11 protein-coding genes, 1 tRNA gene, 1 pseudogene and 1 riboswitch are annotated in these 15,011 nt (G+C 55.9%); of the genes and pseudogenes, 5 read left to right on the forward strand and 8 right to left on the reverse strand.

The window, feature by feature from the left end; all coding sequences use genetic code 11:
• Position 1 precedes the first annotated feature (1 nt).
• From AXF19_RS03685 to AXF19_RS03695, 3 genes and pseudogenes are all read right to left on the reverse strand, one after another.
• On the reverse strand, positions 2–1,057 hold the full coding sequence (locus tag AXF19_RS03685; protein WP_066845222.1) for a FecCD family ABC transporter permease: 1,056 nt from the start codon (positions 1,055–1,057) through the stop codon (positions 2–4).
• 101 nt (positions 1,058–1,158) lie between these two features.
• Positions 1,159–2,178, reverse strand: a complete 1,020-nt coding sequence (locus tag AXF19_RS03690) for an ABC transporter substrate-binding protein (protein ID WP_066845225.1) — start codon at positions 2,176–2,178, stop codon at positions 1,159–1,161.
• 68 nt (positions 2,179–2,246) lie between these two features.
• Positions 2,247–4,704 (reverse strand): annotated as a pseudogene (locus AXF19_RS03695) (TonB-dependent receptor domain-containing protein).
• Between the two features lie 129 nt (positions 4,705–4,833).
• Positions 4,834–5,023: riboswitch (cobalamin riboswitch) on the reverse strand.
• 687 nt (positions 5,024–5,710) lie between these two features.
• Between AXF19_RS03695 and AXF19_RS03700 the strand changes: the two are divergent.
• The 5 genes from AXF19_RS03700 to AXF19_RS03720 all read left to right on the forward strand — a co-directional run bounded on the left by AXF19_RS03700 (position 5,711) and on the right by AXF19_RS03720 (position 10,502).
• The gene (locus tag AXF19_RS03700; RefSeq protein WP_066845232.1) at positions 5,711–6,187 is read left to right on the forward strand and encodes a deoxycytidylate deaminase; all 477 of its coding nucleotides are present in this window, start codon (positions 5,711–5,713) and stop codon (positions 6,185–6,187) included.
• 423 nt (positions 6,188–6,610) lie between these two features.
• A complete protein-coding gene (gene mnmG / locus AXF19_RS03705) occupies positions 6,611–8,491 on the forward strand; it encodes a tRNA uridine-5-carboxymethylaminomethyl(34) synthesis enzyme MnmG (protein ID WP_066845234.1) in 1,881 nt (626 codons plus the stop codon).
• 65 nt (positions 8,492–8,556) lie between these two features.
• Positions 8,557–8,630, forward strand: a tRNA-Gly gene (locus tag AXF19_RS03710).
• 133 nt (positions 8,631–8,763) lie between these two features.
• Complete coding sequence (locus tag AXF19_RS03715; RefSeq protein WP_066845237.1) at positions 8,764–9,945, forward strand: AAA family ATPase; 1,182 nt, start codon at positions 8,764–8,766, stop codon at positions 9,943–9,945.
• Entirely contained in the window at positions 9,927–10,502 is a 576-nt protein-coding gene (locus AXF19_RS03720) for a hypothetical protein (protein WP_066845239.1), read from the forward strand. The genes AXF19_RS03715 and AXF19_RS03720 overlap by 19 nt, the downstream gene beginning before the upstream one ends.
• A 152-nt stretch (positions 10,503–10,654) precedes the next feature.
• On the opposite strand, the gene AXF19_RS03725 is transcribed toward AXF19_RS03720, so the two are convergent.
• From AXF19_RS03725 to AXF19_RS03745, 5 genes are all read right to left on the reverse strand, one after another.
• The gene (locus tag AXF19_RS03725) at positions 10,655–11,038 is read right to left on the reverse strand and encodes a hypothetical protein (RefSeq protein ID WP_216634977.1); all 384 of its coding nucleotides are present in this window, start codon (positions 11,036–11,038) and stop codon (positions 10,655–10,657) included.
• Positions 11,039–11,302: 264 nt separating this feature from the next.
• Complete coding sequence (locus AXF19_RS03730) at positions 11,303–11,935, reverse strand: DUF805 domain-containing protein (protein ID WP_066845241.1); 633 nt, start codon at positions 11,933–11,935, stop codon at positions 11,303–11,305.
• Positions 11,936–12,019: 84 nt separating this feature from the next.
• The gene (locus tag AXF19_RS13525; protein WP_084784758.1) at positions 12,020–12,703 is read right to left on the reverse strand and encodes a DUF805 domain-containing protein; all 684 of its coding nucleotides are present in this window, start codon (positions 12,701–12,703) and stop codon (positions 12,020–12,022) included.
• A 141-nt stretch (positions 12,704–12,844) separates the two neighbouring features.
• On the reverse strand, positions 12,845–13,486 hold the full coding sequence (locus AXF19_RS03740; RefSeq protein ID WP_066845243.1) for a hypothetical protein: 642 nt from the start codon (positions 13,484–13,486) through the stop codon (positions 12,845–12,847).
• Between the two features lie 291 nt (positions 13,487–13,777).
• Positions 13,778–14,953, reverse strand: coding sequence for a glycoside hydrolase family 3 N-terminal domain-containing protein (locus AXF19_RS03745; protein ID WP_066845245.1), 1,176 nt, complete (start codon positions 14,951–14,953; stop codon positions 13,778–13,780).
• Positions 14,954–15,011 lie beyond the last annotated feature (58 nt).

Below are 15,011 nucleotides of genomic sequence, written 5' to 3' on the forward strand. Positions count from 1 at the left end.
ATCACTGCCCTCCGAATCCATAGGTGCGTTTCACCATGAGATAGATAAATGCGGGTGCGCCGACAAGCGCGATGAGAATGCCGATGGGCAGCTCCGTATGCGGGATGATGACGCGGCAGAGCCCGTCGGCAACAACGAGGAAGATGGCGCCTGTGAGCGCCGTGACGGGAATGAGCCGCTTGTGATCCGTGCCGACAAGCATCCGCACGACATGGGGCACGACGAGTCCCACGAAGCCGATCATGCCTGCGGCAAAGACGGCGAAGCCCACAACAAGCGCGCTGACAATGAGATAGCCCTGCCGATAGGGATGCAGATCCGTGCCGAGCGTGATCGCGGACTCATCGCCGAGCAGCATGAGGTTGAGGATGCGGCTTTGCGACCAGAAGAAGAGGACGGCGAGCGCAACGATGCCGCCGATGATCGCCATGTGCTCCCATTTCGCCCCCGCCAGACTGCCCATCATCCAGTAGGTGATGGTCTGAATGCCCTCCTTGTCGTTTGCAAAATAGACGATGAAGCTCGAAAACGCGCTGCACACGGCGCTGAGCGCCATGCCGCCGAGCAGCAGCTTCATCGCGCTGGCGCGTCCGCCGAGATTCGCAATAAAGAGGACGCCGATGGAGACGGCAAACGCCCCGAGAAAGGCGGAGATGCCGACGGCGTTCTCCCCGAGCGCCGCGCCGATGCCGAGGAGGACGGCGGAGGTCGCGCCGAGGGACGCACCCGCAGAGATGCCGAGGATGTACGGATCGGCGAGCGGGTTCTTCACGATTGCCTGCATGATGACGCCGCAGGTCGCAAGCCCCGCGCCGATGATGGCGGCGAGGAGGAGACGTGGCAGGCGCAGAAGCCATACAATGTCATGCACAGGTCCCTTGCCCGCTGTGTCGATGGGGGTGCCGCTGCCCAGCTGGTCGAGGATGGCGGTAGCGATCACGTCCGGCGGCAGATTGACCGTCCCGATCGAGAGCGCCCAGAAGAGCGCGGCAATGAGAAGTGCAACGAGCAGGAGGCACAGGAGTGCCGTGCCTGTTCGCGAAAAGAATTGCTGCATAGGATTCTCCCTTGTCATATCAGCTTCCCTTGTCTGAGACAGAGAATGCTTCGGAACTACGTCATATGAGCTTCCCCCGTCGAAACGGGGGAGGCTGGGGATTACGGCGTATCATAAATCTCGGGATAAAGCCCGTGGGCAAAGATCGTGATGCCGTCGTAGGTGCGGATGCCCGCGCTGTAGACAGCATAGAGCGGCACGGTGTAGATGCGGTGCTGCTGCACACAGGAGAGGGAGCGCAGCGCAGGGTTCTCATAGAGCCGTGCGAGGATTGCATCCTCATTCCCATAGTCGTCCTCGATGACGACGAGGAAGATGGCATCGGGGTCAAGCTCGATGATCTCCTCCATGCTCAGACTATGCCCGTCTGCCGCCAGATGCTCCGCGCCGAGCGCGCGCATCATGTCGCCCGCAAGGGTCGCCTCTCCGTAGGAGCGGATCTCCTTGCCCATCAGCTCGATGACGAGGGCGCGCGGCCGCTTCTCCATGTGGGCGGTGCGCCCCGCGACATAGGCAATCTCATCCTGCATCTCGCCGACAAGCGCCGCCGCCCGTTCCTCCCTGCCGAAGATACGCCCCATATTCTCGATGTCCGCAATCTCCTGCGCGATGGTCTTCGTCCTCACCGCACGCGCAGAGGACGGGGCGATGTAGGTATGTACCCCGCGCCCCGCCCAGAAGTCCGTCCCGCGCAGCACCTTCGGCGAGAAGGTGGACGACCAGCCGACGATGAGGTCGGGCTGCATCATGAGAATCGTCTCGACATCGAGGTTCTCAAGGCTTGTATAGGGGATCGCCTCGTACGCCGCACGGTACTCCGGGCGGATGTACTTTGCATTCGGTACCCCCATCCCCACAACGATCCGATCCCCCACACCGAGCGCAAGGAGCGTCTCGATCGAGTTCTGCCAGACCGCGACTACGCGCTGCGGCGGTCTTTCATAGACTGCTGAAACCGGCTCGCCCTTCTCATTGATATTCTCAATCGTCACGGGCGTATACGCTGCATCCGCCTGCTCCGTCATAGCGGGGCGGTGCTCGCTTTCATGCACGTGCACGATGGGGCTGCACGCCGCGCACAGGAGGGCGAGCGCGGGGAGCAGAACGTAAAAATTTTTCATCCTTCCTCCCACAGAAAGAGACGCAAGGCATTCCTGTACGTCAGAAATGTCTTGCGTCCTTTCATTTCTTAGAATGTGTAGCGTGCGCCGACCATCAAAGAGCGGCCGGGCATGGCAGAGGAACCGATGCCGTTCCACGCATTATACGAGGTCTGGTATGCCTCGTTCGTGAGGTTGGTCACTGCGACGTAGCCCGTCAGATCGGGGGTAAAGCTGTAGTTGAAGTTCCAGTCGAGGACGAGGAATTGATTGTCCGTGAACGCGGTGCGGCTGCATCCCGTGTACCAGTTCATCAGCATTCCCGTATAGATTTTCCCCTTTTCATAGGAGAGGTTGAGCGCATAGTGGTTCGCCGGGCGCAGACGGTTGATCTGCGTATTGATGTCACTGCCGCTCTGATAGCCCCAGTTCGGATCGAGCACCCAGCCCGGCTTTGCCATCCATTTATCGACCATGTGGGAGTAGGACGCACTCATGGAGAAATGCTTGTCAAAGGCGTGGTCAAACGTGATGTTGAAGGACTTCTTGTCCTCACGCGCATTGACTGCTGTGCTCTCGAATGTGCTCGTGGTATCGTCCCAGATCGGCAAGGTCGCAATCGCGTTGCTCATGCGCGTCCAGTCATAGTGGACGGCGAGCGCGGTATACTGCGAGAACTCCTTGCGCACACCCAGCGTCCACACATCGCCGCGCTCGTCCTTCAGCGGTGTATTGAAGACGCCGTCCGTCTCGGTGTAGTCGCCCTGACGCAGCGGGCGATAGATCTTCGTCCAGCCGAAATACATGCTGAGCGTGTCGTCAAAGAGATACTCCGTATTGAGCGCCGGCGTGATGAAATTCGCCTTGCCCTTTCCCTGCACATCGTCTCCTGTCGTTGAGGAGTGATAGCCCGAGTAGTAGGAATAGCGCAGAGCAGGCGTCAGATCCCAGTTCTCCGTAATGTGGATCTTATCCTGCACATAGGCGAGCACAGAGTCACGCGCGGTATGGGATTCTCTGACGCTACCGTCATTCTGAATGCGTTTTGAATAGTTCTTTGCCTTGTCATAGGTGAGGCTGGCGATGACATCGTTCTTGCCGATGGACTTTGCATACTGTACCTGGAAGCCACGGTTGCGCTCCTCGCGCCAGCTCGTCGGCTCCAATGCCGTTCCGCCCGTCTTCTCCAGCCATTCCTGCAGCTTTGCAGGGTCTCCGCCCGGGAACGGAGCGAGATGGTCGCTGATCCACTGCTTGAGCTCGGCGGCGGTTGCACCACCCGGGAATCTTGTCCGGTAGTCCTGAACGAGCTCATTGCGGCTTCGATCTCTCCATACGAATTTGTCACGGTTGGCATAACGATGGTTCTGATCGTAGAGACGAACGAAGCTCTCCATGCCGCCATCCTTGTCGAACGTCCATTGCAGCTCCCAGTCGTTGTGTTTGAACCTGCTAAATGAGTTGTAGAGAGAACCGTCGAGTGCATAGAGGTTCGCATAGCCGGGATTGCGCGTGTCGCCGGCGAGTGTGCGCGCCGGTTCCCATGTACCGGTTTTGGGGTTGACCCCGCCCTTGAGCGCTCTGTTTGCGTCCAGCTGACCGACGGCAGCGCCGAAGATAATGCGCTCCCAGTCGTCCTGATTCCAGTATTTGAGGCGCGGCGTCGAGATGGGGTAACCGTCCTTGCCCGCCTTGTAGTTGTACCAGAGCTTAATGCTCTGGTCTTTACCGAGATCTTTATCGAGACGAATGTTGACCGCATCTTCCTTCCAGCGTGAGCCGCCGAGCGTCCCCGTCTGCCCCGTCTCGCCGTCGACATACTCCGTGTCGCCGCTCATATTGCGCGTGACCGTACCGAAATAGTGGAACGTCGGATCGTCCTGCAGCGCACCCGAGAAGGTGAGTGAATAGTTGTGCTTGCGCCACGAACCCGTGGAGAGGTCGAGCGTCCCCTTTTGCTCGACCGCACCCTTGCGCGTGATGATGTTGATGACGCCGCCCGTCGCGTCCGGACCATAGACCGAGGCGCCGGGGCCCTTGATGACCTCGATCTTGTCCACGCTCTCGATGCCAAGCAGCTGGTCGATATTGACGCCTGTAGACTTGCTGCCCGAGGTACTGTCATCGCCGATGCGCGTACTCGTGAGGTTGTCCACGCGCCGCCCGTCGATGAGGATGATAACGCGCGAGTCGCCGTTGATGAGCACGCCGTTGTTGTAGAACTGATAGCCATACTCACCACCGCGGTAGCCGGGGTTCTGGAATGTCACGCCCGGGATGCGCTTGATCGCCTCCGTGAGATCCATGTAGTGACGCTTCTCGATCTCCTCGCGCGTGATGACCTTCACATCGCCGCCCGTACGGTAGTACGACTGCTCCGTCACCGTATCGCCGAACTGGTTGATCGTCTGCTCCGCCTCGACCACGATATTATCAATCGTGTAGGATTGCAGATTTTCATCATGTCCCGCATAGACAGATGTCTGCCCCCCCCCCGGCGGACAGGAGCCCTGCAAGAATGGCGAGTGTGAGATGTCTCTTTTTCATATTTTCCTCCTTGATGTGGGTCGGTACCCACGTTCTCCCAGCGAACGGCATAAAAAAGGCGGCTCTCCACACAAAAAGAAAGTCGCCGTATCCTCACGGTAGACTCTCCTCCCCATCGCTCGTGGATCGTCAGCGAGTATGAAACAGGCAGTTCTCCTGGCTCGGAATCCTCACGCGGCTGCGTCTTCCCAAGGTTTCCCTCAGTGACCGGACACACGTCCATGCAGCTCTGCTCTTCCTCACAGTGGCGGGACCGCTCCGGCATCGACCGGATTCCCTATTAAGCCCCATCGGGGGCACCTGTTTTCTATGCAGTTCTCATCTATACTCGCATCATCTTAATTTATCTTCTCTCGTTTGTCAATTAAAAATAACGGAAAATAATTCTCAAATAAGCATATCATGCGATAATCCCCCGATGCTTGACGAAGCGGATGGAATATTGTAAAATAAGCATAGAAAAAGGGCCCTGCCGATGGGCGGCCGCCCCAACGCTATGACAGAGAGATTCCCCGCCTACGATTTGGAGCGCAAGGCGGGGTTTTCTCGTTTATCTTTTCACTGATAGAATCAGTATGGTATATACTATGAGGAATGATAGGAACTCATAGGTATCCATATATATTCCCCCTTTCGGGGGCGAGATTAGCCGCCTACCGTATTTAATAGCAGTGCCTTTTTCTATTATAGCAAACAAATGTATGCAGTGCAAGCCTTGACGAATATGCCATATTGCAGTAAAATAAACATAGAAAAAGGGCACTGCCGCTCAGCGGTTGCCCCCTTATACACGCGAGATTCCCCGCCTGCAGTTTGGAGCGCAAGGCGGGGCTTTCTCATTTATCTTTTAATGGATATAATCAGCACGGTGAACACAACGAGAAACGTCAAGAACTCGTAGGTCTCCATACAGATCCCCCCTTTCGGGGGCTGAGTCACCACTGCGCCTATCAGTGCCTTTTTCTATTATAGCAAACAAATGTATGCAGTGCAAGCGAGGAACCATATGATTATCTCTTGGGACGAATACTTCATGGGCGTCGCCATCTTCTCCGCCTACCGCAGCAAGGACCCGCACACACAGGTCGGCGCGTGCATCGTCAACGAGGACAAACACATCGTCGGCGTCGGCTACAACGGCATGCCGAACGGGTGCGATGACAACGAGTACCCGTGGGGACGGACGGGCGAATTCGCCGAGCAGAAATATCCCTATGTCGTGCACGCCGAGCTGAACGCCATCCTCAATGCGAGCACGTCGTTGAAAGGCTGTCGTATCTACGTATCACTCTTCCCGTGCAACGAATGCTGCAAGGCAATCATTCAGAGCGGCATCCGCGAGGTCATCTACCTCTCAGATAAGTATGCCGCGACCGACGCGACGAAGATCTCCAAGCGCATGCTCGCCTCCGCCGGCGTCACCTGCCGCCGCATGGAGACCGACCTCGGCGAAGTGCCTGTGAAGTTCGAGGTTGTGAGTTAAAGCACACGCAATGTAGCTATACGATGCTCCAAAGCAAACCCTAGTGGAGCAAGCGGAGAAAAGCGTTCGACTCGCCCCCTGCGGATTTCTTTCGTTCAAGCGTAGCGCGTTTAAGAAGTCCGCAGGTATTAGGGAATCACGAACTCAATGATGCCGTTCAGATTGGTGCAGATTTTTCGTCCTGTCAAGAAGATAAACCGGAGGCATAGCGGTGGCTATGCTGAGGATTTATCGACGCAGAGAGGGCGGAAAAGATGTGCCAAGATGAATGGCTGAATGAGTCCGTGATTCCCTCAGCGAACGAGAACGCGACCGCTTGCGTAACTAAGCGTTTGCGTGGAGTTCGTATAGCTATGTGATACAGTAAGTGAATAACATAAAGATAACATACCTTATGTGATAAAACCAAAAGGAAATCATTACGTGAACAACACTACAGATTATGATATCATCGTGATTGGTGCGGGTCATGCGGGCGTCGAGGCGGCACTTGCGGCGGCGCGCATGGGACAGCGTACGCTCATCGTCACGCTCTCGCTGGACAACATTGCGATGATGCCGTGCAACCCCTCCGTCGGCGGCCCCGGCAAGAGCCACCTTGTCCGCGAGATCGACGCGCTCGGCGGTGAGATGGGGATTGCGGCGGATCGTGCGAGCATCCAGCGCCGCCTGCTCAACACGGGCAAGGGTCCCGCCGTTCATTCCCTCCGCATGCAGGCGGACAAATTCCTCTACCAACGTATCATGAAGGAGACCGTCGAGAACACAGAGAATCTCGATGTGCGCCAGCTGCTCGTCACGCAGCTTCTCACCGAGGAAAACGAAGGACAGACACGCGTCACAGGCATCCTCTGCGAAACGGGGGAACGCCTCACGGCGCGCGCCGTCATCCTTGCAACGGGCACGTATCTGCGCGGGCGCATCATCCTCGGCGAGACCATCTACGACAGCGGGCCGAACGGACAGCGCCCCGCAATGGCGCTCTCGGACTCCCTGCGTGCCGCAGGTCTCAGACTCATGCGGTTCAAGACCGGCACGCCCGCGCGCGTTGACCGCCGCACCCTCGACCTCGAAAAAACTGCTGTGCAGAAGGGAGACCCCGCCGCACCCGCCTTTTCCTTTCTGACCACAGAGATGCGCGCGGAGCAGACCCCCTGCTACCTCACCTACACGAACGAGGCGACCCACGCCGTCATCCGTGCGAACCTCCACCGCGCACCGATGGCGAACGGCGTTATCGAGGGTACGGGGCCGCGCTACTGCCCCTCCGTCGAGACGAAGATTGCGCGCTTTCCCGACAAGGAGCGTCACCAGCTCTTCCTCGAACCCGAGGGGCTGCATACGAACGAAATCTATGTGCAGGGTATGTCCACCAGCCTGCCGACCGATGTACAGGAAGCATTTCTCACAACAATACCGGGACTCGAACACGCGCGCATCATGCGCCCCGGCTACGCCATCGAGTACGACTGCCTTGATCCCCTGCAGCTCGACGCAACGCTTGCCGTCAAGCACATCGCGGGACTCTACTCCGCAGGACAGGCGAACGGTACGAGCGGCTACGAGGAGGCGGCGGCACAGGGGCTGATTGCGGGCATCAACGCCGTATGCGGGATCACAGGCAGAGAGCCGCTCATCCTGCGCCGCAGCGACGGCTACATCGGCGTCCTCATCGACGACCTTGTCACCAAGGGCACAGATGAACCCTATCGCATGATGACGAGCCGCGCCGAGTACCGCCTCATCCTCCGGCAGGACAACGCCGATCTGCGCCTCACGCCCATCGGGCGCGCCATGGGGCTTGTCACAGACGAGCGCTGGGCACGCTTTACGGCAAAGCGGGACGCCATCGAGCGCGCCGTGCAGCAGCTCAAGGAGACGCAGGTAAACCCCTCCACCGAGACCGAAGCGCGCCTTGCGGCGGCGGACATTGCCCCCCTGCGCGTCCCCATGACAATCTTTGCCCTGCTCTCACGCGAGGGGGACTATGCGCAGCTTGCCGCACTCTTTGACCTCCCGCCTCTTGCGGCAGATGTCAAGGAGGAGGTCGAGATTATGGCACGCTACGACGGGTACATCCGCAAGCAGGAGGAGCAGATCGCGCGCATGGAGCGCCTCGAGAGCCGCCGCATCCCCGACGGGATCGACTACAGCGCCATCACGAGCCTGCGCCTCGAGGCGGCAGAGAAACTCACTGCCATCCGCCCGCGCTCCATCGGACAGGCGGCGCGCATCAGCGGCGTCTCCCCCGCCGACATCTCCGTCCTCCTCGTCCACCTCGAAAAGGAGCGGCGCACGGTGTAATTTCGCAGCATTGCCGTACACATCGTTTGACAAACGCCGCCGAATCTGCTATCATAGCACTGTTCGCGGGCATAGTTCATCGGTAGAATGAAAGCTTCCCAAGCTTTAGAGGTGGGTTCGATTCCCATTGCCCGCTCCATATGAGCACTCAGCACTGTCAGGAATGATGGTGCTTTTTTGTTTTTCTAACACTTTTGTTTTTCTATTTATAAACAGTTTTTGTGGTTATAAATAGTGTTTTATGCTATAATATCCTCATAGGAGGAGATTTTATGACAGATTCTATCAAGATACTCCGCATACGATATGAGAACATCCCACTCTTTCATGATGATTGCTTTGAGTTTAGCTTTATGGCAGAGGATCGCGTTTCCGATCCTACGCAGGTATTTCAGCTGCGCAAGAATCTCTATACGCAGAAACTCACTGCTCTGGTCGGTATCAACGCTTCCGGAAAGACATCAGCGCTAAAGCTTATTTATCTCGCTATGTTGATTCTCTTACGGCGCGCAAGCCTCAACGAGCTTCACTACGGCAAAGAGTTCCTTCAAGACGGAACGACCATCACTATAGATTTTTGTCATGGTGATAGTTGCTATGAGCTACATTCCGTTATTGGGAAGAGGAAACGTTCTCCCAGTACGGGAACTGAACTTTATTTCAAGGAGGAGCTGCTTTTCAAAAAATCACTCGCATCTATAAAATCAAAGAAAGATGTCCTTCTGTTTGACGAAACAAAACTAGTTCTTCATCGTTCAAAACTAGCAAAGGAGATACTGGATTTTTTAAGTCTTGACGATAGCCTCGTTCGCGGCGTAATAGCAGACTATCAATTACCGGTACTAAGATCGCTGATTGCATCTACAAACAACAATTTTCTCTTACAGTCTGGCTCGGCCGCTCCCGAGATTCTGCATGTTTTTGATGGCAATTTGGATGAACTTACCGTCTCTGAGACAGATGATAACGTCACCTACACCATAAAATTCAAAAATGATCCTCGATTTTTTTATGTTACAAGTGAATTGGGGCTGAACAACCTCATTTCCTCTGGTACAATTAAAGGCCAAACTATGATTACAGTCATTGAGGATGTTCTCCAAACAGGCGGCTATCTCATTGTTGATGAACTTGAGAATCACATGAACAAAGAGCTCGTTCGTATGATTACGGACATCTTCAAAAACGATCGTATCAACAAGTATGGCGCATGCCTCATCTTCTCCACACACTACGCAGAGATTCTCGATTTCATGGATCGCAAGGATAACATCTACATCACGCGTCGCAATCAGACAGATGCCTCGATCGAGCTGCTGAACTACGCCTCCGAGGTCAAGCGAAACGATGTCAAAAAAAGTGATGTAATCCTCTCGAACTATATTGAGGGAACGGCTCCGTCATACGAGAGCATTCAGGCGTTGGAGGACTATCTATGCAGCAGGATAGATTAACCTTCACGCACTTAAAAGAAGAGTATGTCATTTGTATCTGCGAGGGCGCGGCAGAGCAGGCAATCATCGAATTGCTGCTCGACCATAACAGCCTCGTATTTGCTCACGATAATCTTGTCGGGAGAGAAATCACCCGCAAGAGGAAAGCCTCTGAGATTCAGTCTTCCTTTCTGAATCGAGCATACCAACGGCGTGTGAATATCCTTCGGATTCTGGATTCCAAAAAGGATTCCTTCAAACTCCCACCCCTCTATGCAGAACGCTATCCTGTGCATAACATCTACACACGCCCAGAAATTGAGATGCTGCTGATTATCGCAGAGGGTCAGATCGAAAAGTATCTGCAAAAGGAGAAGAGCCGCTATAAGCCCAGCACCTACTGTGCAGAAATTCTCTTTCCCGGCGAGCACATCAAAAGCCGCGAATTTATACAAGACTACTTCACGGATATTAACAAACTGCACAACGCCATTCGTCTCTATCATGAACAAGCAGGAAAGCGAGGCGAAGCGCATCTGTTTCACCTGCTACCCAAGTCATTTATATGGACACCGTAATCCGTTATTGGGATTCAGGGGCTGTTGCACGAAGGCAAATTTGTCTTCGTGCAACAGCCCCCTTTTTGTATGCTGATGCATTTTGCAATTGACCGCTCGTAAACTCTACACCGATCTGACGGGCTTCAGGTTATCCGCGACGCCCTTTGCGGCTATTTGCCGGTCAATGCCTTGTTCACGATGCCCATGCTTTCCAAACGATTCATTTCCACATCGTTGATCGTGACCGCGCCAAGTTCAAATGTCGTATCTGAGAGGATGATGAATTGAACGCAACACTCAGCCTCTTTGTTGTTCCAAGTGCAGTCACCCACAAACTCAACAACACGCTTCCCGTCCGTGGACTCAAATGACTTCCATTTAGTATTGCCAAAGAAGTTATCGAAGGCTTTGCCGATCTTCACGTCCGGCGCCATCTGCAAGGTTCCGTCCTTCACAAGCGTGACGTATTTATCGTCTCCGCAGCCCGAGGTCACCAGCAGCGACATCAGAATCAACAAGAGTGCCAGAAATCTTCTCATCTGCATGTTCATCATCTCCCTATTTCTCATGTACAAGAGAATCTTCACCATACGCAAAGACAACACTTCCTAAACAATTCCTCCGACAACATCAGCAAACCATCTCCGATAATTGTGAAAGATTATTGTTTATTAGAATTATATCATAGATATGTTAGTTTTCACAATATCTATCATAGAAAAATTTGACACGCCTTGCAAAAAAATATCCTTCAAAAAGAATGCTCTTCTTGAAGGATATTTTCATCTATGAGTCAGCAAAAATGTGAGCCCTAATGCCTATCCCCTGTACGCCAGCGGATCCTCGCCATACTGGTTGGGACCGTCATCCCCCTTCTTCACCCAGAGATAAAGACCGACGACGAAGTTCACGAGCGGCACGAGGAGGAGCAGCGAGAACCAGCCGGATTTGCCCAGATCGTGCCAGCGGCGGATCATCAGCATGACGGACACGACGCACAGGGCGAGGACGACAACGAGCAGCACGAGGGACACGAGATTCAATGCCAGCGAGCTACTCTCTGCCATCACGCCCATCACATTGGACAAAACTGACGAGGTGATCCCCACCAGGAGTCCGCGCAGGATATACGGCTTGCGGTTGAGACGCCCATGGTAGGTGAGGAACATCTCACGGATCCCCTCCGATCGGGGCTGCGGCGCGCCCCCGCCCCCATAGGGCGGCTGATACGGCGGAGGAGACTGCGGTGCTCCACCATAGCCGGGCGACTGCTGCCCTCCGCCGTAGACGGGTGGCTGCTGCTGTGCGCCATAGGCGCCGCCCTGCTGCGGTGCAGGTGGCGCGGCAGGAGGGGCAGCGGGCTTTTCCAAGGTGACGGTCTTCGACCCGCAGTTCGGGCAGAACTTCTGTCCTGCATCGAGCTGGCTGCCGCAATTTCCACAGAATGACATGATGATTCCTCCTTATAAAATAATCCGATATTCCAACGAAATCATAACATATAAAACTCATTTTGTATAGAGAGAGGAATCCGGCTACCTCCTGTACGTGAGCGGATCCTCGCCGTATGCATTCGGTCCTGCGGTTCCCGGTGCCGCCCACAGATAGATCTCGACGAAGAAGTTTACGACGGGGATCAGCGAGAGCAGTGTGAACCAGCCGGATTTGCCCAGGTCGTGCCAGCGGCGGATGGTCAGCATAACGGAGGGAACGCACAGGGCGAGGACAGCGAGATAGAGCGCGAAGGCGACGAGAAGCGCCACCGACGAGCGACTATCTCCCAACACGTCCGCCACGACGTTCAGGATGAGCATGAGAAACCAGATGCCGACGCTGTACAGGATGTACGGCTTGCGGTTGAGGCGTCCCTGATAGGTGAGGAGCATCGCGCGGAGCTCCTCGGGCTGCGGCGCGCCCCCGCCCCCATAGGGCGGCTGATACGGATACGGCGGCTGCGGCCCTCCGCCATAGCCGGGCTGTTGCTGCCCTCCTCCAAAGCCGGGCTGCTGCTGTCCACCAATGCCGGGCGGCGGCGGGAACGAGGCAGGACTCTGCTGCGGGGCGTTCTGCCCTGCGCCATAGGCGCCGCCCTGCTGCGCGGCAGGTGGGGTGGCAGGAGAGGCAGCGGGCTTTTCCAGGGAGACGATCTTCGTCCCGCAGCCCGGACAGAAGCGCGCGCCGTCGGCGAGCTGTTTGCCGCAATTTCCACAGAATGACATGATGATTCCTCCTTATGAAATAATCCTATTCCAGCAAAAATCATAACATAGAAATCCTATTTTGTATAGAAGTGCCGCTAAAATGACAAAAGAGGCTGTTGTACGAGGTCATTGACTCGTACAACAGCCCTTTAGGAAGCACTATCTCAATGTCACATCGAATTCCCCAATCAGCCAGCGACCGTCGCTCTGGAGGAGGGTCGCCCTGCCTGAGAACGACTGCTGCGAGATACGCCCGTTGATCTTGTCCTTGGAGTCGAGCTGATAGCTGACGACCACTTGGGCGGGGGTCTCGGAGACGATCCGTATGTTGCTCACCTCATTGGAGACGGTCGTGGTGTAGCCCTGCGAGAACGATTCATACGTGCCCAGCTGGTTCTGCATCTCCCATGTCAGGGTGTTGTACGCCGCCGACGTCCTGCCGGCAGCCAGATTCTGATAGTAGCCCACCAGCGTATTGACTGCCTCCTGCGTGCTCCGGTTCTGCCCGGATGCCTCGCTGATGGCAGCTGTGCCCGCAGCTACTGCGCCACCTGCGACCATCGCTCCGCCGGCTCTGGCGAGACCCGAGCCTCTGCCCGCAGACGGTACAGCGCTGCCGGAGGATGCGCCCTGTTTGCTGCCCGTTGCAGCACCGGCGGCGGATCGGATTCCCTGCTCCACAACCTCCTGCGCCACCTCTTTCTTGGCGACGTTGAAGAGCTTGGCAGCGGCTTTGCAGCCGGTGAGGGAAAAGACGAGCATGACTGCCAGCAGACAGGCAGTCGGGCGTAACAAATTCATCTTGTTTGCCTCCTATCTTGCAGATGATCCACAGGGGTAATTAATGTTATTAATATTCGCCGAAATATTATTGTTTCCTTCTTGGAAAGCACTAATAATTTCATCATTGCTTCCCATTTTCTAGGGAATCGCTGATAAAATGAAGTCCGTCAGATTGGCACAGATTTTTTCGTCCGAACTAGGAGGCAAACCGGACGCATAGCAGAAGCTATGTGGAGGATCGAGGGCGAAGTGCGGGCAAAAAAGATGCGCTAAGATGGCGGTGCTGAATTTATCAGTGCTTCCCTAGGATTAAGGTGTCAGACCATGCGTCAGCTTTGCCCTGATGATCCGGCGTACAGATTCATTAATCCGCTCCTCGCTGATCTGTCCGCTCTGCACAGCGTCGTATATGCCCATATAGGCATCCTCGGCATGCGCGAGTTCGTGACAGACCAGCACGATGTCCGCGCCTGCCTCGACCGCCCTCTGTCCCGCTGCGCGGAATGTGAGATGATTTGCCACCGCGCCCATCTCGAGGTCGTCTGTGATGACAAGCCCCTCATAGCCCAGCTCGGAGCGGAGCAGATCCGTAACGATCGGACGGGAGAGACTCGCAGGATTCTCTCCGTCAAGCGCGGGATATTGGAGATGTCCGACCATGACCATATAGTCGAGATCCTTCCCCCTGCCCGTCTCCTCGATCATGCCTCGGAACGGCACGAGATCGGTTTTCTGCAGATCCTCTTCGCCCGCCTCGATGGAGGAGATCTCCTCGTGTGAGTCCACCATGCCCCTGCCTATGCCGGGAAAATGCTTGAGCGCATAGATCATCCCTGCGGAGCGATACCCGTTCCCTGCCGCTCGGACGCATGCAAGCACCTCATGCGGATCCGTACTGTAGGAGCGTCCATCCGGCGCGCCCACATCGGCAACGGGGGCAAAATTCACATTGATCCCGAGGGACATGAGATCCCCCGCCACGGAGGCGGCGAAGCGTTCGGCAGCGGCAGCCCCCTCCTGCCCTACCTCCTGTGCCGCAGGGGGCGCAGGGATGAAACTCTCGCCGCGCACCACTGCGCCGCCCTCCTCGTCAATGGCGATAAAGAGGGGCAGCTCCTCGTCCGCATGGGACTGGATGTCCGAGATGAGCCGCCTCGTCTGCTCCTCTGAGTCCAGATTCCTGTCAAATAGGATGATCCCGCCATAGTGGAACTGATGCAGGACATAGCGGGCATCATCGTCCAGCGTTCTCCCCGGGATGCCGACCATCACCATCTGCCCGATCCGCTCCGTGACGGACATGGAGGACAGGATCTCCTCCACCTGCTCGTCTATGGTCAGCCCGCGCAGGTCGTGCTTTGCCGCCGCCACCTTTTCATGATCGGTCTTGTGCGCCCTGATGGCATAGAGAGACCCGCCGAGGATGGCGAGCAGGAAGAGCACTGCGCCCAATATGCCAACAGCGGCTTTGTATTTCTTTCTCATAAAACCCCTCCGAGATGTATCTGTCAAAAACATGAAAAAAAGCTACACTTTTATTATA

This window comes from Selenomonas sp. oral taxon 126 (assembly GCF_001683335.1).
Classification (GTDB): Bacteria; Bacillota; Negativicutes; order Selenomonadales; family Selenomonadaceae; genus Centipeda.

What these genes read in the sequence shown, in the direction of transcription:
- AXF19_RS03690 (WP_066845225.1), bottom strand. Translation starts at nt 2,178, where the DNA reads ATGAAAAATTTTTACGTTCTGCTCCCCGCGCTCGCCCTCCTGTGCGCG.
- AXF19_RS03730 (WP_066845241.1), bottom strand. Translation starts at nt 11,935, where the DNA reads ATGTCATTCTGTGGAAATTGCGGCAGCCAGCTCGATGCAGGACAGAAG.
- AXF19_RS03745 (WP_066845245.1), bottom strand. Translation starts at nt 14,953, where the DNA reads ATGAGAAAGAAATACAAAGCCGCTGTTGGCATATTGGGCGCAGTGCTC.
- AXF19_RS03700 (WP_066845232.1), top strand. Translation starts at nt 5,711, where the DNA reads ATGATTATCTCTTGGGACGAATACTTCATGGGCGTCGCCATCTTCTCC.
- AXF19_RS03715 (WP_066845237.1), top strand. Translation starts at nt 8,764, where the DNA reads ATGACAGATTCTATCAAGATACTCCGCATACGATATGAGAACATCCCA.
- AXF19_RS03685 (WP_066845222.1), bottom strand. Translation starts at nt 1,057, where the DNA reads ATGCAGCAATTCTTTTCGCGAACAGGCACGGCACTCCTGTGCCTCCTG.
- AXF19_RS13525 (WP_084784758.1), bottom strand. Translation starts at nt 12,703, where the DNA reads ATGTCATTCTGTGGAAATTGCGGCAAACAGCTCGCCGACGGCGCGCGC.
- AXF19_RS03740 (WP_066845243.1), bottom strand. Translation starts at nt 13,486, where the DNA reads ATGAATTTGTTACGCCCGACTGCCTGTCTGCTGGCAGTCATGCTCGTC.
- AXF19_RS03720 (WP_066845239.1), top strand. Translation starts at nt 9,927, where the DNA reads ATGCAGCAGGATAGATTAACCTTCACGCACTTAAAAGAAGAGTATGTC.
- AXF19_RS03725 (WP_216634977.1), bottom strand. Translation starts at nt 11,038, where the DNA reads ATGATGAACATGCAGATGAGAAGATTTCTGGCACTCTTGTTGATTCTG.